Annotated in this window: 22 protein-coding genes; 16 read left to right on the top strand and 6 right to left on the bottom strand. The window is 52.8% G+C overall.

The window, feature by feature from the left end:
- The first annotated feature begins 150 nt into the window (after nt 1-150).
- From pdxB to purF, 9 genes are all read left to right on the top strand, one after another.
- Nucleotides 151-1,287, top strand: a complete 1,137-nt coding sequence (pdxB, locus tag QWJ20_RS15380) for a 4-phosphoerythronate dehydrogenase PdxB (protein WP_433992910.1) — start codon at nt 151-153, stop codon at nt 1,285-1,287.
- Nucleotides 1,288-1,448: 161 nt separating this feature from the next.
- On the top strand, nt 1,449-2,459 hold the full coding sequence (locus tag QWJ20_RS15375; RefSeq protein ID WP_120358413.1) for an aspartate-semialdehyde dehydrogenase: 1,011 nt from the start codon (nt 1,449-1,451) through the stop codon (nt 2,457-2,459).
- Nucleotides 2,459-3,310: a tRNA pseudouridine(38-40) synthase TruA gene (gene truA / locus QWJ20_RS15370; protein ID WP_095700066.1), complete on the top strand. Its 852-nt coding sequence runs from the start codon at nt 2,459-2,461 to the stop codon at nt 3,308-3,310. Before QWJ20_RS15375 ends, truA begins: the two co-directional genes overlap by 1 nt.
- Nucleotides 3,311-3,504: 194 nt before the next feature.
- Nucleotides 3,505-4,167: a DedA family protein gene (locus QWJ20_RS15365; protein WP_433993084.1), complete on the top strand. Its 663-nt coding sequence runs from the start codon at nt 3,505-3,507 to the stop codon at nt 4,165-4,167.
- 224 nt (nt 4,168-4,391) lie between these two features.
- Nucleotides 4,392-5,309, top strand: a complete 918-nt coding sequence (accD, locus tag QWJ20_RS15360; protein ID WP_075278229.1) for an acetyl-CoA carboxylase, carboxyltransferase subunit beta — start codon at nt 4,392-4,394, stop codon at nt 5,307-5,309.
- 103 nt (nt 5,310-5,412) lie between these two features.
- Nucleotides 5,413-6,681 carry a bifunctional tetrahydrofolate synthase/dihydrofolate synthase gene (gene folC / locus QWJ20_RS15355; RefSeq protein ID WP_433992909.1) on the top strand — a complete coding sequence of 423 codons (1,269 nt, stop codon included), beginning with the start codon at nt 5,413-5,415 and terminating at the stop codon, nt 6,679-6,681.
- Complete coding sequence (gene dedD / locus QWJ20_RS15350; protein ID WP_433992908.1) at nt 6,671-7,435, top strand: cell division protein DedD; 765 nt, start codon at nt 6,671-6,673, stop codon at nt 7,433-7,435. The genes folC and dedD overlap by 11 nt, the downstream gene beginning before the upstream one ends.
- Before the next feature lie 316 nt (nt 7,436-7,751).
- On the top strand, nt 7,752-8,252 hold the full coding sequence (gene cvpA, locus QWJ20_RS15345; protein WP_005969889.1) for a colicin V production protein: 501 nt from the start codon (nt 7,752-7,754) through the stop codon (nt 8,250-8,252).
- Between the two features lie 21 nt (nt 8,253-8,273).
- On the top strand, nt 8,274-9,791 hold the full coding sequence (purF, locus tag QWJ20_RS15340; RefSeq protein WP_095700062.1) for an amidophosphoribosyltransferase: 1,518 nt from the start codon (nt 8,274-8,276) through the stop codon (nt 9,789-9,791).
- Between the two features lie 120 nt (nt 9,792-9,911).
- Here purF and QWJ20_RS15335 read toward each other — a convergent pair whose 3' ends face one another.
- Entirely contained in the window at nt 9,912-10,037 is a 126-nt protein-coding gene (locus QWJ20_RS15335) for a hypothetical protein (RefSeq protein WP_259391269.1), read from the bottom strand.
- On the opposite strand from QWJ20_RS15335, the gene QWJ20_RS15330 reads away from it, so the two are divergent.
- The 5 genes from QWJ20_RS15330 to hisP all read left to right on the top strand — a co-directional run bounded on the left by QWJ20_RS15330 (nt 10,024) and on the right by hisP (nt 14,239).
- A complete protein-coding gene (locus QWJ20_RS15330; protein WP_219678497.1) occupies nt 10,024-10,596 on the top strand; it encodes a UbiX family flavin prenyltransferase in 573 nt (190 codons plus the stop codon). The genes QWJ20_RS15335 and QWJ20_RS15330 overlap by 14 nt on opposite strands.
- Before the next feature lie 532 nt (nt 10,597-11,128).
- The gene (locus tag QWJ20_RS15325) at nt 11,129-11,908 is read left to right on the top strand and encodes a lysine/arginine/ornithine ABC transporter substrate-binding protein (protein ID WP_014916042.1); all 780 of its coding nucleotides are present in this window, start codon (nt 11,129-11,131) and stop codon (nt 11,906-11,908) included.
- A gap of 140 nt (nt 11,909-12,048) precedes the next feature.
- Nucleotides 12,049-12,738 carry a histidine ABC transporter permease HisQ gene (locus tag QWJ20_RS15320; protein ID WP_095700061.1) on the top strand — a complete coding sequence of 230 codons (690 nt, stop codon included), beginning with the start codon at nt 12,049-12,051 and terminating at the stop codon, nt 12,736-12,738.
- Entirely contained in the window at nt 12,731-13,447 is a 717-nt protein-coding gene (locus QWJ20_RS15315; protein WP_226308478.1) for an ABC transporter permease, read from the top strand. The genes QWJ20_RS15320 and QWJ20_RS15315 overlap by 8 nt, the downstream gene beginning before the upstream one ends.
- 18 nt (nt 13,448-13,465) lie before the next feature.
- Nucleotides 13,466-14,239, top strand: coding sequence for a histidine ABC transporter ATP-binding protein HisP (hisP, locus tag QWJ20_RS15310; RefSeq protein ID WP_039471302.1), 774 nt, complete (start codon nt 13,466-13,468; stop codon nt 14,237-14,239).
- Between the two features lie 177 nt (nt 14,240-14,416).
- Here the strand turns inward: hisP and QWJ20_RS15305 are convergent, their stop codons facing one another.
- The 3 genes from QWJ20_RS15305 to yfcG form a co-directional block, all read right to left on the bottom strand.
- A complete protein-coding gene (locus QWJ20_RS15305) occupies nt 14,417-15,322 on the bottom strand; it encodes a TIGR01777 family oxidoreductase (RefSeq protein WP_433992907.1) in 906 nt (301 codons plus the stop codon).
- A 15-nt stretch (nt 15,323-15,337) separates the two neighbouring features.
- A complete protein-coding gene (folX, locus tag QWJ20_RS15300; RefSeq protein WP_010278945.1) occupies nt 15,338-15,709 on the bottom strand; it encodes a dihydroneopterin triphosphate 2'-epimerase in 372 nt (123 codons plus the stop codon).
- Between the two features lie 125 nt (nt 15,710-15,834).
- Nucleotides 15,835-16,461 carry a GSH-dependent disulfide bond oxidoreductase gene (yfcG, locus tag QWJ20_RS15295; protein ID WP_095700058.1) on the bottom strand — a complete coding sequence of 209 codons (627 nt, stop codon included), beginning with the start codon at nt 16,459-16,461 and terminating at the stop codon, nt 15,835-15,837.
- A gap of 262 nt (nt 16,462-16,723) precedes the next feature.
- Between yfcG and yfcE the strand changes: the two genes are divergently transcribed.
- Together yfcE and yfcD are read left to right on the top strand one after the other, a co-directional pair.
- Nucleotides 16,724-17,275, top strand: a complete 552-nt coding sequence (gene yfcE / locus QWJ20_RS15290) for a phosphodiesterase (RefSeq protein ID WP_433992906.1) — start codon at nt 16,724-16,726, stop codon at nt 17,273-17,275.
- A gap of 123 nt (nt 17,276-17,398) precedes the next feature.
- Nucleotides 17,399-18,067 carry an NUDIX hydrolase YfcD gene (gene yfcD / locus QWJ20_RS15285; RefSeq protein ID WP_109412263.1) on the top strand — a complete coding sequence of 223 codons (669 nt, stop codon included), beginning with the start codon at nt 17,399-17,401 and terminating at the stop codon, nt 18,065-18,067.
- 72 nt (nt 18,068-18,139) lie between these two features.
- Here yfcD and QWJ20_RS15280 read toward each other — a convergent pair whose 3' ends face one another.
- Complete coding sequence (locus tag QWJ20_RS15280) at nt 18,140-19,000, bottom strand: DUF817 domain-containing protein (protein WP_120358098.1); 861 nt, start codon at nt 18,998-19,000, stop codon at nt 18,140-18,142.
- A 119-nt stretch (nt 19,001-19,119) separates the two neighbouring features.
- Nucleotides 19,120-21,258, bottom strand: coding sequence for a phosphate acetyltransferase (pta, locus tag QWJ20_RS15275; protein WP_039484035.1), 2,139 nt, complete (start codon nt 21,256-21,258; stop codon nt 19,120-19,122).
- Nucleotides 21,259-21,276 lie beyond the last annotated feature (18 nt).

Genomic DNA, 21,276 nt, shown 5'->3' with positions numbered 1-21,276 from the left:
GCTTTCTATGGCGACCATCTTGTCAGATCCTCATGGGTGCGAACCGATAACGGAAAGATATCGCGTCGTAATTGCCTTGGGTTTCTGCACCATTCGGTGGCAAAATATCTCCCCGCTTTTTTTGGCTGGCTACCGATGTCGGAGAAGACAATGAAGATTCTGGTTGATGAGAATATGCCGTATGCCCGCGAGCTATTTAGCCGTCTGGGTGAAGTGCAGGCCGTACCGGGACGTCCTTTGCCGCGCGATCTGTTGGCGGACGCGGATGCGTTGATGGTGCGCTCGGTCACGAAGGTGAACGCGGATCTGCTGGCTGGTTCGGCGGTAAAATTTGTCGGCAGCGCGACGGCAGGCACCGACCATGTCGATGACACCTGGCTTAACGCCAACGGGATCGCGTTTTCTGCCGCCCCCGGCTGCAATGCCATCGCGGTAGTGGAGTACGTCTTTTCTTCTTTGCTGATGCTGGCCGAGCGTGATGGTTTCCAACTACGTGACAAAACCGTAGGGATTGTCGGCGTGGGTAATGTTGGCAGACGTCTGGATGCACGTCTGAAAGCCTGGGGCGTTAACACGCTGCTGTGCGATCCGCCGCGTGCCGATCGCGGTGAGGCGGGGGATTTCCTGCCGCTCGACACGCTGGTGCGTGATGCCGACATTCTAACGCTGCATACGCCGCTGTATCTCGACGGACCGTACCGTACTCATCATCTGGTTGATGCCGCCGTACTGAACGCGTTTGCGGACGGACGTATTCTGATTAACGCCTGCCGTGGCCCGGTGGTGGACAATGCTGCACTGCTTGAGGCACTGCAACAGGGTAAAAAACTCAGCGTCATTCTTGACGTATGGGAGCCGGAACCTGCGTTATCGACCGATCTGCTGGCGCGAGTAGACATTGGCACGGCACATATCGCTGGCTATACGCTGGAAGGGAAAGCGCGCGGCACCACGCAGGTGTTTGAGGCGTGGAGCGAGTTTATCGGAACTCCGCAGCAGGTGGCGCTTTCGTCGCTTTTGCCTGCACCAGATTATGCCGAAGTGACATTGACTGCGCCGCTGGATGAGGCGTTGCTAAAACGTCTGGTGCATCTGGTGTATGATGTGCGCCGGGACGATGCACTGTTGCGCCACGTTGCGCATCAGGAAGGCGAATTCGATCGCCTGCGCAAACATTATCAGGAACGACGCGAATGGTCGTCACTCCATGTTATCTGCGCCGATGCTGATAGCGCAGATTGCCTGAACGCGCTGGGGTTCACGGCGTCAGTGCGGGATGCACGTTAACGGAGCACCGCTGAGGTTCTCCGCTGGCGGATGCGTCGCATAAGCATGCTATTTATTCATTAATAGACAGTTATTTATTCATGAACTGACAGACGGTGTCGCTATCGTCTGCCGGTTCCATTCATGATTTGTGTTTCATTCAAAATTTGGGAGAGAACCAAATGTCTGACGGCTGGAATATTGCTCTGCTGGGCGCAACGGGCGCAGTAGGCACGGCGTTACTGGAATTATTGCAGGAACGCGAATTCCCGGTGGGTGAACTGTATCCGCTGGCCAGTGAACGTAGCGCGGGTGAAACCATACGTTTTAACGGCAAATCTTGCCTGGTCACCGATGTGGCGGATTTTGACTGGTCACAGGCGCAGCTGGCGTTTTTTGTTGCTGGTCAGGACGTCAGCGCCCGCTATGCGGAAGACGCGGGGGACGCGGGCTGTCTGGTTATCGATAGCAGCGGTCTGTTTGCGCTGGAGCCGGATGTCCCGTTGGTGGTGCCCGGCGTGAATACGCATACGCTGGCAGATTATCGTAACCGCAATATTGTCGCGGTGGCCGACAGCCTGACTAGCCAACTACTGACGGCGATTAAGCCATTGACCGATGCGGCTGGGCTCTCACGCCTGCATGTCGTCAATATGCTGTCGGTTTCCGCACTCGGTAAAGCGGCGATAGACGATCTGGCGGGGCAAAGTGCTCGTCTGCTGAATGGTGTTCCGCCTGAGGCTGGGCTTTTCCCGAAACAGCTGGCATTCAATCTGTTGCCTTTACTGCCTGATGATGTGGGCAGCGTGCGCGAAGAACGCGCGCTGGTCGATCAAGTGCGTAAAGTCTTGCAGGATGACGGATTACCGATTTCAGTGACCTGCATTCAGTCCCCTGTGTTTTATGGTCACGCGCAGGTTGTTCATCTTGAATCACTGCGTCCGCTGTCAGCGGAAGAAGCGCGCGATGAACTGCTCAATGCCGGGAATATTGAGGTAAGCGACGAGCAGGATTACCCGACGCAGGTTGGTGATGCGTCCGGCAATGGGCAACTGAGCGTCGGCTGTCTGCGCAATGATTACGGTATTCCTGAGCTACTGCAATTCTGGTCGGTCGCCGATAACGCCCGCTTTGGCGGCGCGTTGATGGCGGTGGAAACGGCAGAATGTCTGGTGCAGGAGTATCTCGGGTAATGTCGGAAACCACTCAGGCAGAGGCTATTCAGGCCGATGCCGCTGCGGAAAACGAACGCGCCCCGCTGAAAATCGCGCTAGGCATTGAGTACGACGGTAGCCTCTATTATGGCTGGCAGCGTCAGATTGATGTCGCTAGCGTGCAGGCCTGTCTTGAAAAGGCGCTGAGCAAAGTCGCGGATGAACCGATAGAGGTGTTTTGCGCCGGGCGAACCGATGCTGGCGTTCACGGCACCGGGCAGGTGGTGCATTTCACCACGCACGCGATCAGAAAAGACGCCGCCTGGACGATGGGTGTGAATGCAAATTTACCGCCGGATATCGCGGTGCGCTGGGTGAAAACGGTAGATGAGGATTTCCATGCGCGCTTCAGCGCCACGGCACGTCGCTACCGCTATGTCATCTACAATCACCGCTATCGTCCTGCGGTGCTGTCGCGCGGCATGACGCACTTTTATCACCCGTTAGACGTGGAACGCATGGAGCGAGCCGGGCAATGCCTGTTGGGTGAGAATGATTTCACCTCTTTTCGTGCAGTGCAGTGCCAGTCGCGCACGCCGTGGCGCTATGTAAATCATTTAAAGGTTACACGTCACGGTGACTATATCGTGGTAGATATTAAGGCCAATGCGTTCGTTCATCATATGGTGCGTAATATCGTTGGTAGCCTGATGGATGTCGGCTGTGGCAATCGCCCAGAGTCGTGGATTGCCGAGCTGCTGGCGGCCAAAGATCGTACGCTGGCTGGCGCAACAGCCAGAGCCGAAGGGCTGTATTTGGTGGCGGTAGATTATCCTGCGCGTTTTGCTTTGCCGCGGCCTACGATGGGGCCGCTCTTTTTAGCGGATTGACGTTTTTTGTTGTAATGAGTGCGTTTTTTTACCTGTTGCACACTGCCAGATGGCCGTAGGCCAAAGGCAGGGTGCGATGCGTATTAAGGACGAGGCTATTCAGCGTGCTATACGCAAGGCAACACGGAGAGTGCGGCTGCCTTGCGTATATCGACCGCGTGCGTTCGATAGACACTTTGGGAGAAGAAGTTGTGATGGAATTTATACAGTTTATTATTGATTTTATTCTGCACATTGACGTTCATCTGGCGGAACTGGTGGCGCAATATGGTGTCTGGATTTATGCCATTTTGTTCCTGATTCTGTTCTGTGAGACCGGGCTGGTGGTGACGCCGTTTCTGCCGGGAGATTCGCTGCTGTTTGTCGCAGGGGCGCTGGCGGCGTTGCCGTCGAACGATCTGAATGTGCACACGATGGTATTCCTGATGATCGTTGCCGCGATTACGGGTGATGCAGTGAACTACACTATTGGACGACTGTTCGGTGAGAAGCTGTTTAGCAATCCGAACTCAAAAATTTTCCGCCACAGCTATCTGGATAAAACGCATGCGTTTTACGAGCGTCACGGTGGCAAGACAATAATTCTGGCGCGCTTTGTCCCGATTGTGAGAACATTTGCGCCGTTTGTTGCCGGGATGGGGCACATGAGCTATCGGCATTTTGCAGCCTATAATGTCATTGGTGCGCTGCTGTGGGTGTTGTCGTTTACCTATGCGGGCTACCTGTTTGGCGATTTGCCAGTGGTGCAGGAAAATCTGAAATTACTGATTGTTGCAATTATTTTTCTCTCTATCCTGCCGGGCATTATTGAGATTGCCCGTCACCGTAGAGCGGCCTCGCGCGGCAATGTGAAATAAGTGAAGTATTTTAACATCCGGTTTGACCAGTTTTTTATCCACAGTACCGGAACGTTATGGTTTAATGGGCAGCATTTATGGTCTGTTCTTGGGAACACCCTTGGTGCCGATGCCTTTGTACCGCGATTGTCGTGCGTCTCAGGCATTTTTTCATTGGCAATGTTGTCAGGGAATAACATGAACAGCGGACTGGCATTTGCCAGGTTCAAGCAGAAAGGTTATCAATGAGCTGGATTGAACGAATTCTTAACAAAAGCAATATCACACCGACCCGTAAAGCGAACATCCCTGAAGGGGTCTGGACAAAATGTGATAGCTGCGGCCAGGTTCTTTATCGTGCCGAGTTGGAGCGCAATCTGGGTGTCTGCCCGAAGTGCGATCACCATATGCGCCTTTCCGCGCGTGCCCGTCTACAGGCTTTTCTGGATAAAGAAAATACTGTTGAACTGGGAAGCGAACTGGAGCCGAAGGATGTCCTGAAATTCCGGGATTCCAAAAAATATAAAGATCGTCTGGTTTCTGCACAGAAACAGTCCGATGAGAAAGATGCGCTGGTTGTGATGAAAGGCACGCTATACGGTATGCCGATTGTCGTCGCGTCATTTGAGTTCTCTTTCATGGGCGGTTCAATGGCGTCTGTTGTGGGTGCGCGCTTTGTGCGTGCCGTTGAGCAGTCGTTGGAAGACGGTTGTCCGCTGGTGTGCTTCTCCGCCAGTGGCGGTGCACGTATGCAGGAAGCGCTGATGTCGCTGATGCAAATGGCGAAAACCAGTGCAGCATTGGCAAAAATGCGCGATCGTGGCTTGCCTTACATTTCTGTGCTGACTGACCCAACCATGGGTGGTGTTTCCGCGAGTCTGGCGATGCTGGGTGACCTGAACATTGCCGAACCGAAAGCGCTGATCGGCTTTGCCGGCCCACGCGTTATCGAACAAACCGTGCGTGAAAAACTGCCGCCGGGCTTCCAGCGCAGCGAATTCCTGATTGAGAAAGGGGCGATCGATATGATCGTTCGTCGTCCGGAAATGCGCTACAAGCTGGCCACGATTCTTGCCAAACTGACGAACCATCCAGAACCGGGCAACGATGATGTGGAAATCCGCAGCGATGTGCCGTCTGAATCATCACAGGATGACGCATAATTGACATGATGGGCAGGACGTGTGGTGCTCGACCACGTCGTTCTCGACCGAGTTGCAATGCACGCTCTGCCCGCAATGAACCGTAAGCTAGTGAACGGGACTCATGGATACTCTTCAAATACCTCAAGCCACGTCACCTTTGGTCACGTGGCTTCATTATCTTGAGCACCTGCACGCTCAGGCCATTGATCTAGGCCTGGAGCGCGTTAAGCAGGTTGCTGAACATCTCCAACTGCTCCAGCCTGCCGCCACGATTTTCACTGTCGCGGGGACAAACGGCAAAGGAACGACCTGCTGTACGCTGGAATCCATTCTGTTAGCCGCCGGGCTACGGGTAGGCGTGTACAGTTCTCCCCATCTTGTTCGCTATACCGAGCGAGTGCGTATCCAGGGCAAAGAATTGCCTGAAGCACAGCATACGCAGGCGTTTGCGGATATCGAAGCAGAGAGAGGGGCGGTATCGCTCACCTATTTTGAATTCGGTACGCTGTCGGCACTGCAACTCTTCAAGCAGGCGAATCTGGATGTCGTCATTCTGGAAGTGGGGCTAGGCGGGCGTCTGGATGCCACCAATATTGTGGATGCGGATGTCTCCGTGGTAACCAGTATTGCTATCGACCATACCGACTGGCTAGGTAACGATCGGGAAAGCATTGGCCGCGAGAAAGCCGGGATATTCCGACAGGGTAGACCTGCCGTTGTTGGTGAACCGGATATGCCGGGAACGATTGCCGATGTTGCCGCAGAGAAAGGTGCACAGCTGCGCCGTCGTGGTCGCGACTGGGAATATTCCGTTCAGCGTGAGACATGGAGCTGGCAGGATAAACAGCGCGAACTGTCACGGCTGCCGTTACCTAACGTTCCGTTAGCCAATGCCGCCACGGCACTGGCTGCATTGCACTATTCTTCACTCAACGTGAGTGAAGAGGCGATTCGACAAGGTTTGCAGCACGCCGCATTACCCGGGCGTTTTCAGACCGTGCAGGCGTCTCCGCGATTGATTCTTGATGTTGCACACAACCCTCATGCGGCGGCGTATCTGGCAAATCGTTTGGCCGCGCTGCCGAAAACTGGAAAAGTGCGAGCTGTCGTCGGCATGCTGTCGGATAAAGACATCGCCGGTACGTTGGCCCACTTAACGCCGTTGGTGGATGCGTGGTATTGCGCACCGCTGGAGGGGCCGCGTGGTGCCACGGCGCAGCAGATTGCCGAGCACCTGACGCACAGCCAATCGTTCTCCAATGTCGTTGCCGCCTGGCAGCAAGCAATGTCCGAGGCGACGGAGCAGGATATCGTCATTGTGTGTGGATCTTTTCATACGGTAGCGCATGTGATGGAAGCGCTGGATGAGGAGAAGGCGAATGGCGAGTAAATTTCAGAATCGACTGGTCGGTACGGTTATTCTGGTCGCGCTGGGCGTGATCGTTTTACCCGGCCTGCTGGACGGCAAGAAAAAGCACTACGAAGACGAGTTTGCATCGATTCCACTGATCCCTAAACCGGGTGACAGCAATGAGATGGAAGCGCTGCCTGCGCTGAACCCGTCGTTGCCGAGTCAGCCGCCAGAAGGGGCGGAAGCGGCGATGCAAAACAGTGCTGAAGCCGAAGCCAGTGAAGCGAGATCGTCTGCATCATCTACAACGACAGGATCTGAAACCACGACGCAGACGCCGCCATCGTCCCATTCTGGCACGAATACGCCAGCCATGACGGCACCGCCAGTGGTGGTTGAGCGTCCGCCAGTTCAGACGCCAGCGCCAGTGACGCCGAAGCCTCAGCCAAAGCCTGAGGTGAAGCCAGAAGTGAAACCGAAGCCAGAGCCTAAACCGGAACCCAAACCGGAAGTGAAGCCTGAAACGCAGCCGACGCAGCAAGCGCCTGTCGGGCAGGCCTATATTGTGCAGCTTGGTGCGCTGAAAAACGCGGATAAGGTGAACGAAATTGTCGCTAAGCTTCGCCTCTCTGGCTACCGCGCGTATACCGTGCCATCAACGCCGGTTTCAGGCGAAATCACCCGTATTTACGTGGGGCCGGATGCATCGAAGCAGAAGCTGGAGTCTTCACTGGGCGAGCTGAAACAGCTCAGTGGGCTAAGCGGGCAGGTGCGAGCACATTCCGTTCGTTAACGGTCGTCGAGCGTGATGATTACGTGACGGATAGTTCGCCGTCGGCCACGTAAATAAGCAAAAGCAGGCAGCGGGGATGAGGTTCACATCAGTGATACGTCGCCCCGCCGCTGTTTTAAGATGCCTGCTGTGAGTTTTGAGATGCCGAGAGTTAATAGAATCAGGCATGACGTCTTGTCGGTTTTTTCGCCTGATTATCTATCGATGAAATCGGCGGAAATACGCTACGCAAACGTTTTCTTTTTCTGTTAGAATGCGCCGCGAACAGGATGACGTAGCGGCTTATCGGTAGCATCGTTCATTATTAGGATAGTTCATGGTTTGGGTTGATTACGTCATTATTGGCATCATCGGATTTTCGGCTCTGGTTAGCCTGATCCGAGGGTTTGTTCGCGAAGCGCTGTCGTTAGTAACCTGGGGATGTGCTTTTTTTGTTGCCAGTCATTACTACGCTTACCTCGCGGTCTACTTCACCCGTTTTGATGATGAGCTGGTGCGTAACGGTATTGCGATTGCCATTCTGTTTATTGCAACGTTGATTGTGGGAGCTATCGTCAACTATGTGATTAGTTCACTGGTTGAACGTACCGGATTATCCGGCACCGATCGCGTTCTGGGCATCTGTTTTGGTGCGCTGCGCGGGGTGCTGATCGTTTCCGCACTGCTATTCTTTCTGGATACGTTCACCGGTTTTTCACAAAGTGATGACTGGAAGCAGTCCCAGTTAATCCCGCAGTTCAGTTATATTATCAGGTGGTTTTTTGACTACCTGCAAAGCACGTCAAGTTTCTTGCCGCAGCATTTATCGCTGCGGTAGCGCTGATGAGGAAAAGACACCATGTGCGGTATTGTCGGTATCGCCGGTTTTACACCGGTCAACCAGTCGATTTATGACGCGTTAACGGTGTTGCAACACCGTGGGCAGGATGCTGCGGGTATTGTGACCATCGATGCCTTTAATTGTTTTCGCCTGCGTAAGGCCAATGGCCTGGTGAAAGATGTGTTTGAAGCGCGGCACATGCAACGCTTACAGGGCAACATGGGGCTTGGCCATGTGCGTTATCCGACCGCGGGCAGTTCCAGCGCCTCGGAAGCACAGCCTTTCTATGTTAACTCACCGTTCGGTATCACGCTGGCTCACAACGGTAACCTGACTAACGCCCACGAACTGCGTAAAAAGCTGTTCGAGCAGGAGCGTCGTCACGTTAACACCACGTCTGATTCTGAAATCCTGCTGAATATTTTCGCCAGAGAGCTGGACCGTTTCCAACACTACCCGCTGGAAGCCGATAATGTTTTTGCGGCCGTTGCCGCAACGCACCAGCAAATTCGCGGTGCCTATGCCTGTGTTGGCATGATTATCGGTCACGGCATGGTCGCTTTCCGCGATCCAAACGGGATTCGTCCTCTGGTTATCGGTAAGCGCGATCTGGAAGATGGCCGCAGTGAGTATATGGTGGCGTCAGAAAGCGTCGCGCTGGATACTCTGGGCTTTGAATTTTTACGCGATGTGGCGCCGGGAGAGGCGATCTACATTACGGAAAAAGGGCAGCTGTTTACCCGCCAGTGTGCAGAGAATCCAAAGAGCAATCCGTGCTTGTTCGAATATGTCTACTTCGCTCGCCCGGACTCTTTCATCGATAAAATCTCGGTCTACAGCGCACGCGTTCGTATGGGCCAGAAGCTCGGTGAAAAAATTGCGCGCCAGTGGGAAGATCTCGATATTGATGTCGTGATCCCGATTCCTGAAACCTCTTGTGATATCGCGCTGGAAATCGCGCGCATCATCAACAAGCCGTATCGTCAGGGATTTGTGAAAAACCGCTATGTTGGCCGTACGTTTATCATGCCGGGACAGCAGGCGCGTAAGAAATCGGTACGCCGTAAGCTGAACGCTAACCGTGCTGAGTTCCGTGACAAGAACGTGCTGCTGGTGGATGACTCCATCGTGCGTGGTACAACGTCAGAGCAGATTGTAGAGATGGCGCGTGAAGCAGGAGCCAAGCGTGTTTATCTGGCCTCAGCGGCACCGGAAATTCGCTTCCCTAACGTGTACGGCATCGATATGCCAAGCGTCAATGAGCTGATTGCCCACGGTCGTGAAGTGGATGAAATCTGTAAGATTATTGGTGCTGATGAACTGATATTCCAGGATCTTGAAGATTTGATCGATGCGGCGCGTGAAGATAATCCGGATATCGCTCAGTTTGAATGCTCGGTGTTCAACGGAATTTACGTAACGAAGGACGTCGATCAAGGCTATTTGGATTATCTGGAAGTCTTGCGTAACGACGATGCCAAAGCGTTGCGTAGCCAGAATGAAGTTGAAGATCTGGAACTGCACAACGAAGGTTAACAGCTAGTCGTACATCAAGGCTGTATTGAAGGGGGAGGGCGCGAAAGTGTCCTCCCCTTTGTTGTATGTAGAGAAAAGTTGTATGTAGAGAAAATTTTGTATGGAGATAAAAATGGCATATCAAAAACAGGCTTTCGGCGCTTGCCCTTGCTTATCGCTAATCAATGCGGCAAAGTTTGCGCAGATGATTTTTCCGCGTTTCTGCTGACGCGGCCAGCCAGAGGCAGTATGAATGAAGCGACTCATTGTAGGAATTTCCGGTGCCAGCGGCGTCATTTACGGCATCCGACTGCTACAGGTTTTACAGACGCTGGAAGGTATCGAAACGCATCTGATCATGAGTCAGGCCGCCCGGCAGACGCTGGCGTTAGAAACGGATTTTAGCCTGCGTGACGTGCAGTCGCTGGCCGATGTGGTACACGACACGCGTGATATCGCTGCCAGCGTCTCTTCGGGGTCGTTTAAAACGGCGGGGATGGTGATTCTACCCTGTTCGATAAAAACCCTTTCCGGCATTGTGCACAGCTACAGCGACAATCTATTGACCCGCGCGGCTGATGTGGTGCTGAAGGAGCGTCGTCCTCTGGTGCTGGGAGTGCGTGAAACGCCGCTGCATTTAGGGCATTTACGGCTGATGACCACCGCCGTTGAACTGGGCGCGATAATCATGCCGCCGGTGCCTGCATTTTATCATCGCCCAGAAAGTGTGCAGGATATTGTCGATCAGACGGTGAATCGTATTCTGGACCAGTTTGACATCGACCTGCCAAAAGATCTCTTTATCCGCTGGCAAGGTGCGTCGTAGCAGGATAGCGACCTAGGCACGCTATTTTTTTCTCTCGGGGCGGTAAACTTTTACTGCCCTTTTTTTGTGCCTTTTTATCACATTGCACTAATTTTGTGCGTAAAGGCACCAAAATGGTGCGATTGGGTTTTTGTATTCATGCCAATGTTATCTATCCTTATTGTTACACGCCAAAAAATATCCTCTAAAAATATTGCAGAATCAAATGGTTAACCTTTATTTTCTGCGCGCTTCGCTCATGGGGTTTTTACGACGTCCCTACGTTCATTGTGGCATGAAAACTGCTACAAAAACGGTAATAGTCGGCGCAGAAAACAAATAGCACTCATATCGTTCATTTTTAAAACAATACACCCTAAATAATTCGAGTTTCAGGAAGGCGGCAAGAGAAGGAATCCCGATGAGCTTACTTAGGTAAGTGATTCGGGTGAGTGAACGCAGCCAACGCACATGCAACTTGAAGTATGACGGGTATAAATCGTTCCGACATTGACGACACATGACATCAATCACTCATGATAAGGGTAGCAATATGAAGAAACTGATCAAAGTCTTACCATTGGCACTCATTCTGGCTGCGGGTAGCGCGATGGCGGAGATTCCTAAGAATATTAAAATTGGTACCGATCCTACCTATGCTCCCTTTGAATCCAAAAACGCCAGCGGCGAACTGGTTGGGTTTGATATCGATCTGGCGAAAGAGCTGTGCAAGCGTATTCAGACTAACTGTACGTTTGTAGAAAGTGACTTTGATGCGTTAATTCCGTCCCTTAAAGCTAAAAAAATCGATGCCATCATCTCTTCTCTGTCTATCACCGAAAAACGTCAGCAGGAAATTGCTTTCACCGAGAAGCTGTATGCAGCCAATTCACGCCTGATTGCGAAGAAAGGGACAAGCATTGAACCCACGTTGGCTTCTCTGGGCGGCAAACGTGTTGGCGTATTGCAGGCATCAACACAGGAAGCCTTTGCTAATGCTAACTGGCAGCCGAAAGGCGTTGACGTTGTCGCTTACCAAAATCAGGATTTGATTTATGCCGATCTGGCCGCAGGCCGTATTGATGCAGCCTTTCAGGATGAAGTCGCAGCCAGTGAAGGTTTCCTGAAGTTGGATGCGGGTAAGGACTATGAGTTTGCTGGCCCGGCGGTAAAAGATGACAAGTTCTTCGGTGTGGGGACCGGTATGGGCCTGCGCAAAGCGGATACCGAGCTGAAAGCCGCGCTGGATAAAGCTTTTGAAGAAATGCGTAAAGACGGTACCTACGATACCTTCGCGAAAAAATACTTCGATTTTGACGTATACGGCGGCTAATGTCGCCAAAGTGATGCTCATTTCTTTATCACATATGTAGCGGGATCGTAGGGCATGCGGCACGGGATCGTTCCTCCCGTGTCGCGTTCCTGACTGATGACGCAGCGTGCCATTAACCGCTATTTCAACGGATATCATTGATGCTCTATGGCTATTCCCAGCTAATTCTGGATGGTGCCATCATGACGCTGGAGCTGGCTGCAAGTTCGTTACTGCTGGCGCTGGCTATCGGCCTGATTGGTGCATCGGCGAAGCTGTCTTCCAACCGTCTGCTGGCGGGGTGTTTTTCCTGCTATACCACGCTGATTCGTGGCATTCCCGATCTGGTACTGATGTTGCTGATTTTTTATGGTCTGCAAATTGTCTTAAACGGCGTGACGGAATCGATCGGCCTGGATCAGATTGACATCGATCCGTTGACTGCCGGAATTATTACACTGGGCTTTATTTACGGCGCGTATTTCACGGAAACCTTCCGTGGAGCCTATCTTGCCGTGCCGCGGGGGCAAATCGAAGCTGCCGTCGCGTTTGGCTTCTCTCCGATGAAGGTGTTCCGCCGTATTCTGTTTCCTTCCATGATGCGTTTCGCGCTGCCGGGCATCGGCAACAATTGGCAAGTGATCCTGAAAGCGACGGCGCTGGTGTCACTGCTTGGCCTGAATGATGTGATTAAGGCGACGCAACTAGCTGGCAAGGGCACACACGAACCGTTTTATTTTGCGCTGGTTGCCGGGGCGATGTACCTGATTTTTACCACCGTTTCTAACGGCGTGTTGTGGTGGCTGGAAAGGCACTATTCGCAGGGAGTCAAAAAAATAAATTATGAGTGAGATCCTGCAACAATATTGGCAGCCGCTACTGTGGAGCGATGGTTACCGCCTGACTGGGATGGCGATGACGCTCTGGCTGCTCATTTCCTCGGTGGTTATCGGCGGGCTGATGGCGCTGCCGCTGGCGATTGCTCGCGTATCGCCGAGACGCCGATTCAGCTTTCCGGTTTGGCTATTCACCTATGTGTTCCGTGGTACACCGCTCTACGTGCAGCTTCTGGTGTTTTATTCCGGCGTGTATAGCCTGGAGATCGTGCGCGGCACTGACATGCTGAATGCTTTTTTTCGCAGCGGGCTAAATTGCGCCGTTTTGGCGCTGGCACTGAATACCTGTGCGTACACGACAGAGATTTTCGCAGGGGCAATCCGCTCGGTACCTCATGGGGAAATTGAAGCTGCCAGAGCATACGGCTTCTCCCGCTTTAAGCAGTACCGCTGCATTATTTTGCCGAGTGCACTGCGTATTGCGCTGCCCGCCTACAGCAACGAAGTGATTTTGATGCTGCATTCAACGGCGCTGGCCTTTACCGTAACGGTACCGGATATTCTGAAGATTGCCCGTGATATCAACGCGGCAACCTACCAGCCGTTTTATGCGTTTGGCATCGCGGCAGTCATCTATCTGGCGATCTCGTTTGTGTTAATTGGACTATTCAGAAAGGCGGAACGGCGCTGGTTACGTCATCTTTATACCCGTTCATCTCATTAAACGCAGGAAAAAAAGAGCATGTCGAATAACAAATTGATGGTGACGGAACTGCGTAAACGTTATGGCCAGCATGAGGTGCTGAAAGGGATCTCATTACAGGCGAAGGCGGGTGACGTTATTTCGATTATTGGATCGTCTGGTTCCGGGAAAAGTACCTTACTGCGCTGCATTAATTTTCTGGAAAAGCCCTGTGAAGGGGCGATTTACGTCAGCGATCAGGAAATTCGCATGGTGCGCGATACTGACGGACAGCTGAAAGTTTTTGATAAAAAGCAGCTTCAGATGCTGCGGACACGCCTGACGATGGTGTTTCAGCACTTCAACCTGTGGAGCTTCATGACGGCGTTGGAAAACGTGATGGAAGCGCCAATTCAGGTGTTAGGACTCAGTAAAGCGGAAGCGCGTGAGCGGGCGGTGTTCTATCTGAACAAGGTCGGGATCACGGATGCGGCCCAACAGAAATACCCGTCGGATCTCTCCGGTGGTCAGCAGCAGCGCGTTTCCATTGCACGGGCGCTGGCGATGGAGCCGGAAGTCTTGTTATTTGATGAACCTACGTCAGCGCTCGATCCCGAATTGGTCGGCGAGGTGTTGCGTATCATGCAGCAGCTTGCGGAGGAAGGGAAAACGATGGTGGTGGTGACGCATGAAATGGAGTTTGCCCGCCATGTTTCCAGCCACGTTATTTTCCTGCATCAGGGCGTGATCGAAGAAGAAGGGCCGCCGGATCAACTGTTCGGTAGCCCAAAAAGTGCGCGTTTGCAGCAGTTTCTGTCAGGCGCGTTGAAGTAGGTTTTGGGGCTGATGGTGTGCGTTGAGCGATGATAATGGGTAGATCGTAAAGACGCTGCAAGTACCTCCCTGTAAGCTCGAGCCGCGCCATCCCTGGCGCGGACGCTTTACTCTTCTATCCCATTATCATCGTTCCCGTTCTGCGAAAGGCTACCTGCGACCTGAGATGGATAGTTATCAGCTCGGTTTTTTGATGACGTCCTGCAGGGCTTCTTCTAGCTCAATGAAGCTGAAATTAAAGCCTGCGGCTTCTAACCGCTGCGGAATGGCGCGCTGTCCACCCAGTACCAGCGTCGACGCTTCTCCCATCAGTAGTTTTATCACAAAAGCGGGAGCCCGCAGAAAACCGGGGCGATCCAATACGTGTGCCAGCGTGGCAGAAAATTGTTCATTATGAACCGGGTAGGGCGCAACCATATTGAAAGGGCCGCTCAGTATCGGCTGGTTCAGCAGATAAATAATGCCGCTCACCATGTCATCAATATGAATCCACGGCATATATTGCTTGCCGGAACCCATCGGCCCGCCAAGCCCGAGGCGGAAAATCGGCAGCATTTTTGCCAGCGCACCGCCTTGTGCTGAAAGAACAATGCCAGTGCGCAGCAGGCAGATGCGGGTCTTATCGCTTTCGGCGGACTGCGCCAGTGCTTCCCAGCGGGCGCACAGATGATGTGTGAATTCATCGACTGGGGATTCATCTTCCGTGACTAGCGCTTCCCCCTGATCGCCATAATACCCGACAGCGGATCCAGAGATAAAAACCGCTGGTGGCTCACTGCTGGCCTTAATCAGCGTCGCAAGCTGCTCGGTGATGTTCCAGCGGCTCTTTGCCAAGCGCTGTTTTTGCTGTGGCGTCCACCGTTTGTCGGCGATAGGTTCGCCCGCCAGATTGATGACGCCGTCAAAGTCGTTCAGTGAGGTGATATTACTCAGCGTGGACCAATATTCCACCTGATTACCGAGAACGCCTCGGGCGCGCTCAGGATCGCGTGTCAGTACCGTAATGTCATGGGAAAGCAGCTGTAATCGCTGGATAAGATGGCGGCCAATAAGGCCGGTTCCGCCTGTTATAAGTAGTTGCATCGCTCCCCCTTATATTTATGCCTTGTGATAACGCAGGGTCATGGAAACCGAATCGGCGTATCGCAGGGCAAACGGTTTATCGACTTCTACTTCAGCATAGGTGATCCATTCGTGATCGCTGGCGATGTTGAGCACATCCTGCGTTAATTTTTCCAGCAAAGCGAAGCGGTTATCTTCCACGTGGCGAATAATGCTTTTGGTGATGGTGCGGTAGTTCAGCGCATCAGCGATATTCTCGCTATTGCGTGCCTGTTCTGCTGGGTAGTGAATCACAACGTTGATGATCACATCCTGCTTATTCGTGATTTCCTCATCTTTGATACCGATGAAGGTGCGCAGCCGCAGATTTTTTATACGAATAATGGCGTCAGAATAGTGATGTGGCATTGCTCGGCCCTCGGTTGCTTCTGTTACTGCGATTAAACCGCAGCGTCAGGGGGTATCGTTAACGACAATATGTTGATTACCATAGCAGAAGATACCCAAAGGCCGAATGAGATGATGCCAGAATTTTATTGCTCGGCGAGCTGGTAAGCCCGTTGCGTTGCCGGACGCTCACTGATACGCGTATACCATGCCTTCACCGCTGGGTAGTCATCAAGATCGACGCGCTGGCGAGCATAAGAAACCACCCACGGATAGGTTGCGATATCAGCGATGCTGTAATTTTCTCCTGCTAGCCAAGGGCTGTCTTGCAGATGTTTATCCAGTACGCGGTACAGGCGCTGCGTCTCCTGCTGATAGCGTTCAATGGCGTAAGGCACAGGCTGAGGCGCATAGTGGTTAAAATGATGATTCTGCCCCAACATCGGCCCGAAACCTGAGACCTGCCAGAACAGCCATTGCAGTGTGGCTGTACGCTCACGTAATGAGGTGCTCAGCAGCACGCCGTGTTTTTCCGCCAGATAGAGCAGAATCGCGCCGGACTCAAACAGGCTAATCGGCGTGTCACCTTCCGCGGGCTGCGTATCAACAATCGCGGGAATTTTGTTGTTAGGTGAGATAGCCAGAAACTCCGGTCGGAACTGTTCGCCTTTGCTGATATTCACGCGGTGGAGCTGGTAGGGGAGATTAGCTTCTTCCAGAAACAGGGTGATCTTGTGCCCGTTAGGGGTTGGTGCGTAATACAGGTCAATCATGAATCAAGTCTCCGTTTTAATTCAGAAAAACATCATGGACTGTATGGCAGTTGATCGCTTCAGAGAGCGATGCGCTGTCAGAATAGCGTATTGAGGAACGGGTTCTTACCCTACCACTTCTGCGAGTGAAAAATAAGCGATGACGCACCTCGTTGCACGATCTTTACCGGAAGCGCGTTGCCAACTTTGGTAGACTACGTCCGATAAAGGATGCGGGTGTTGTAGGTGTAATACTATTGATATAAACGTTGTGGAGATAACGATGAAGTTGATGTTTGCGTCCGATATACACGGTTCTCTCAGCGCGACGGATCGCGTGCTGGCGATCTTTGAGCAGAGTCATGCCGACTGGCTTATTTTATTGGGTGATTTTCTCAATCATGGCCCGCGCAACCCGCTGCCGGAGAACTATCAGCCTGCGGATGTGGCTGCCCGACTGAACGCTTATGCGTCACGCATCATTGCCGTGCGAGGGAACTGCGACAGTGAGGTTGATCAGATGCTGTTGACCTTTCCGATAACGGCACCCTGGCAACATGTGCTATTGCCGCAGAATCGCCTTTTCCTGACGCACGGTCATCTTTATCATCCAGAGAATATGCCGCCGCTACACGCGGGGGATGTTCTGGTATATGGTCATACCCATATCCCGGTTGCTGAGCAACGCGGTGAATATTATTTTTTCAATCCCGGCTCAGTGAGCTTGCCGAAAGGGGGATACCCCGCGAGCTATGGTTTACTTGAACAAGACGAGCTGCGGGTTCTGCCGTTACACGGCGGCGAACCTATTGCACAGGTCGCGATTAGGCACTAATTTAGCGTATACCCTGTTTTTGACCTTGAATAACGGCAAGGCAGCAGGGAATATTCACAGCAAAGTTCGATCATTTAAAACAGACGCGCGTAGCAACGTGCCAATACTAAAGGGTTTCAGAGGATGGCGGAACAAAGTCAGGCAGCAGGCACAGAGTGGGTTGATATCGTCAATGAAAACAACGAGGTAATTGCTCAGTCAAGTCGTCAGCAGATGCGTGCGCAGAGTCTTCGTCATCGTGCCACTTACATTGTTGTGCATGATGGAATGGGTAAAATTCTGGTGCAGCGCCGGACGAAAATCAAAGATTTCTATCCAGGCTGGCTGGACGCGACCGCTGGCGGCGTAGTGCAAAGCGGTGAGCAAATGCTGGAATCCGCACGTCGTGAAGCTGAAGAAGAGCTTGGCATTGCGGGCGTGCCGTTTGCAGAGCATGGCTTGTTCTATTACGAAGGCGAGAATTGCCGTGTATGGGGCGGGCTGTTTAGCTGCGTCACCCACGGGCCGTTTGCGCTACAGGAAGAAGAGGTCGATGAGGTCAGCTGGCTGACGCCGCAAGAGATCACCGCACGCTGCGATGAGTTTACGCCAGATTCGCTAAAAGCCCTGTCGCTGTGGCTGACGCGCCATAGCGATCAGGAATATGGCAAGCCGATTTCACGTAAGCTGAACGAGGCAGTCGAAGCCGCTGCGACACCTGCTGTTAATGATAAAAACATTCATGACGAAAATGCTCATGATGAAAACGACAGCAATATCGTCACTTCATCAGACGCTGATTCGCAGAAGTAATACCGCTCCTCTCTCGCCGCTGCTTTTCCCCGCAGCGGCGTCTATTTTTTCCGAGTGATCAACTGCGGGCGATCACTCGGGAACATGAATACTCTTTTTGATGTCCTTCAGGTAAATCACGATGGTGAACGTCATGATCACCAGCAAAGCCCACGAGCTCCATTTCCCTACGTGAACCATCGACCAGGCTCCAAGCTGTTCCGGATAGCTCCAGATACTGAAAAACGTACTGATATTTTCAGCTAGCCAGATGAAAAAGCCGATCAGAATAAAGGCCAATGACAGCGGCATCCGTCGTTCCCGATCGTAAGGCGTGAAAATGACGGTGGTACGGGCATAGAGCCCGACGGCCAGTGCAGCAATGTACCAGCGGTAGTCGCCGATGTAGTGGTGGGTGAAGAAATTGGCATAAATGAGTAGCGCAACCAGCGTCGCCAGCCAGTAGGGCGGGTGATGGCGAATTTTCAGATCGAATAATCGCCAAGACTGAATGATATAGCTACCGACAGAGGCGTACATGAATCCGGCAAACAGCGGCACACCCAGTACCTTGGTGTAGGCGAAATCAGGGTAAGACCAGGAACGAATACCTGATGAGGTTTTAAACACCTCAAGCGCAAAGCCCACGAGGTGAAACAGCGTAACGGCTTTTAACTCATCCCAGGTTTCCAGCTTGCTGGCGATCATCCATCCCTGAATCACAATGGCAAATATCAACAGCAAATCATAGCGCGGGATAGAGAACCAGCCAGCTTTCGGCACGCTGAAAACGGCAAGAAAGAACAGGCCAACGAAGATACAAGCGCGGGCTTCTTTGACGCCGAAATAGAGAAATTCAATCAAAAAACGGGTTAACCCTTTTGGCGATGAAGGCGTGATCCCTTTTTCCAACTGCTGCTGAAAGTGTTGATCCAATAGTCGTATTACAGTCATCCATAGACCCTGTTTATGGTTATTCTTGAGCCTGCTCAGTGTGATTTTTTGTGCGGAGAGCAATAAAAAATGCCAGCGCTGAGGCTGGCATAGAAGATAACAGAATTAATCTGGATAGATTAGAGCTGTGTAGCCTGAATTGCGGTCAGGGCAACGGTGTAAACGATGTCGTCTACCAGTGCGCCACGAGACAGGTCGTTAACTGGTTTGCGCATGCCTTGCAGCATTGGCCCGATGGAGATCAGGTCGGCAGAACGCTGTACCGCTTTGTACGTGGTGTTACCGGTGTTCAGGTCAGGGAAGATGAACACGGTGGCTTTACCCGCAACTGGCGAATTCGGCGCTTTGGACTGTGCAACGTCAGCCATGATAGCGGCGTCGTACTGCAGCGGACCATCGATAACCAGGTCAGGGCGTTTTTCCTGCGCCAGACGGGTCGCTTCACGCACTTTCTCAACATCGCTACCCGCACCGGAGTTACCGGTAGAGTAAGAGATCATCGCAACGCGTGGGTCGATACCGAACGCGGTAGCGGAGTCAGCAGACTGGATAGCGATTTCAGCCAATTGCTCTGCAGTTGGATCTGGGTTGATGGCGCAGTCGCCGTAAACCAGAACCTGCTCAGGCAGCAGCATGAAGAACACAGAAGATACCAGCGAGCTGCCCGGTGCAGTTTTGATCAGCTGCAACGGCGGACGGATGGTGTTTGCGGTGGTATGAACGGCACCAGAAACCAGACCGTCAACTTCGCCCTGTTCCAGCATCAATGTACCCAGAACCACGTTGTCTTCGAGCTGCTCGCGCGCAACCACTTCGGTCATGCCCTTGCTCTTACGCAGCTCAACCAGACGCGCCACATAGCGCTCACGCACGACGATCGGATCGACGATTTCGATGCCTTTGCCCAGTTCTACGCCCTGAGCGGCAGCAACACGTTGAATCTCTTCCGGGTTACCGATCAGCACACAGTGAGCAATGCCGCGTTCAGCACAGATAGATGCTGCTTTAACGGTACGTGGTTCATCGCCTTCTGGCAGAACGATACGTTTACCTGCTTTACGTGCCAGCTCGGTAAGCTGATAGCGGAACGCTGGTGGAGACAGACGACGTGAACGCTCAGACGCTGCGCTCAGGGAGTCGATCCATTGGGTATCAATGTGGCGTGCAACATATTCCTGCACTTTCTCAACACGTTGACGGTCATCAGCCGGAACTTCAAGGTTGAAGCTTTGCAGGCTGAGTGACGTCTGCCAGGTGTTGGTGTCGACCATAAATACTGGCAGGCCAGTCTGGAAGGCACGTTCGCACAGCTTGGCAATGTTCGGATCCATTTCGTAGCCGCCAGTCAGCAGCAGGGCACCGATTTCCACGCCATTCATGGCAGCCAGACAAGCGGCAACCAGAACATCAGGACGGTCAGCGGAGGTCACCAGCAGTGAGCCTGGACGGAAATGTTCCAGCATGTGAGGGATGCTGCGTGCGCAGAAGGTTACAGATTTAACGCGGCGCGTCTGAATGTCACCTTCGTTGACGATACGGGCATTCAGGTGCTTAGCCATATCGATGGCGCGTGTAGCGATCAGGTCAAAGCTCCACGGGATACAGCCCAGAACCGGCAGCGGGCTGTTAGCGAACAGCTGCTTCGGATCGATGTTGGCAACGCTAGCTTTCGTGGAATCATCAAAGATTTCAGACAGGTCAGGGCGAGTACGTCCCTGTTCGTCTACTGGCGCATTCAGTTTGTTGATGATCACGCCAGTGATGTTTTTGTTTTTGCTGCCGCCGAAGCTGGAACGTGCCAGTTCGATACGGTCTTTCAGCTGTGCCGGGGAATCGTTGCCCAGCGCCAGTACGAAGACGATTTCTGCATTCAGCGTTTTGGCGATTTCATAGTTCAATGCGTTAGCAAACTGGTGCTTACGGGTAGGAACCAGACCTTCAACCAGAACGACTTCAGCGTCTTTGGTATTTTCGTGGTAGCGCGCGATGATTTCTTCCATCAGCACGTCTTGCTGGTTGGAGCTCAGCAGGGCTTCAACGCGGCTCATCGCCAGCGGCTCGGCGGCGCTGATGGCGGAATTAGCACGAATGATGGTAGTCGTTTGATCTGGCGTATTGTCGCCACTGCGCGGCTGAGCGATAGGTTTGAACACGCTCAGGCGGACGCCTTTCTGTTCCATGGAGCGGATGACACCCAGGCTGACGCTTGTCAGACCAACGCTGGTGCCAGTTGGGATCAACATGATTATACGGGACACGGCCGAACCTCTTTACGG

Source organism: Pectobacterium sp. S5 (genome assembly GCF_051707265.1).
GTDB lineage: Bacteria > Pseudomonadota > Gammaproteobacteria > Enterobacterales > Enterobacteriaceae > Pectobacterium > Pectobacterium polare.
The sequence above is the reverse complement of the archived record's forward strand: the minus strand, read 5'-3'. Positions and strand labels throughout refer to the sequence as shown.

What these genes read in the sequence shown, in the direction of transcription:
- yfcD (WP_109412263.1), top strand. Translation starts at nt 17,399, where the DNA reads ATGGCGGAACAAAGTCAGGCAGCAGGCACAGAGTGGGTTGATATCGTC.
- QWJ20_RS15365 (WP_433993084.1), top strand. Translation starts at nt 3,505, where the DNA reads ATGGAATTTATACAGTTTATTATTGATTTTATTCTGCACATTGACGTT.
- QWJ20_RS15335 (WP_259391269.1), bottom strand. Translation starts at nt 10,037, where the DNA reads ATGAGTCGCTTCATTCATACTGCCTCTGGCTGGCCGCGTCAGCAGAAA.
- cvpA (WP_005969889.1), top strand. Translation starts at nt 7,752, where the DNA reads ATGGTTTGGGTTGATTACGTCATTATTGGCATCATCGGATTTTCGGCT.
- folC (WP_433992909.1), top strand. Translation starts at nt 5,413, where the DNA reads ATGGATACTCTTCAAATACCTCAAGCCACGTCACCTTTGGTCACGTGG.
- QWJ20_RS15325 (WP_014916042.1), top strand. Translation starts at nt 11,129, where the DNA reads ATGAAGAAACTGATCAAAGTCTTACCATTGGCACTCATTCTGGCTGCG.
- QWJ20_RS15315 (WP_226308478.1), top strand. Translation starts at nt 12,731, where the DNA reads ATGAGTGAGATCCTGCAACAATATTGGCAGCCGCTACTGTGGAGCGAT.
- QWJ20_RS15330 (WP_219678497.1), top strand. Translation starts at nt 10,024, where the DNA reads ATGAAGCGACTCATTGTAGGAATTTCCGGTGCCAGCGGCGTCATTTAC.
- accD (WP_075278229.1), top strand. Translation starts at nt 4,392, where the DNA reads ATGAGCTGGATTGAACGAATTCTTAACAAAAGCAATATCACACCGACC.
- QWJ20_RS15280 (WP_120358098.1), bottom strand. Translation starts at nt 19,000, where the DNA reads ATGACTGTAATACGACTATTGGATCAACACTTTCAGCAGCAGTTGGAA.
- QWJ20_RS15305 (WP_433992907.1), bottom strand. Translation starts at nt 15,322, where the DNA reads ATGCAACTACTTATAACAGGCGGAACCGGCCTTATTGGCCGCCATCTT.
- QWJ20_RS15320 (WP_095700061.1), top strand. Translation starts at nt 12,049, where the DNA reads ATGCTCTATGGCTATTCCCAGCTAATTCTGGATGGTGCCATCATGACG.
- hisP (WP_039471302.1), top strand. Translation starts at nt 13,466, where the DNA reads ATGTCGAATAACAAATTGATGGTGACGGAACTGCGTAAACGTTATGGC.
- purF (WP_095700062.1), top strand. Translation starts at nt 8,274, where the DNA reads ATGTGCGGTATTGTCGGTATCGCCGGTTTTACACCGGTCAACCAGTCG.
- yfcG (WP_095700058.1), bottom strand. Translation starts at nt 16,461, where the DNA reads ATGATTGACCTGTATTACGCACCAACCCCTAACGGGCACAAGATCACC.
- QWJ20_RS15375 (WP_120358413.1), top strand. Translation starts at nt 1,449, where the DNA reads ATGTCTGACGGCTGGAATATTGCTCTGCTGGGCGCAACGGGCGCAGTA.
- folX (WP_010278945.1), bottom strand. Translation starts at nt 15,709, where the DNA reads ATGCCACATCACTATTCTGACGCCATTATTCGTATAAAAAATCTGCGG.
- pdxB (WP_433992910.1), top strand. Translation starts at nt 151, where the DNA reads ATGAAGATTCTGGTTGATGAGAATATGCCGTATGCCCGCGAGCTATTT.
- truA (WP_095700066.1), top strand. Translation starts at nt 2,459, where the DNA reads ATGTCGGAAACCACTCAGGCAGAGGCTATTCAGGCCGATGCCGCTGCG.
- dedD (WP_433992908.1), top strand. Translation starts at nt 6,671, where the DNA reads ATGGCGAGTAAATTTCAGAATCGACTGGTCGGTACGGTTATTCTGGTC.
- yfcE (WP_433992906.1), top strand. Translation starts at nt 16,724, where the DNA reads ATGAAGTTGATGTTTGCGTCCGATATACACGGTTCTCTCAGCGCGACG.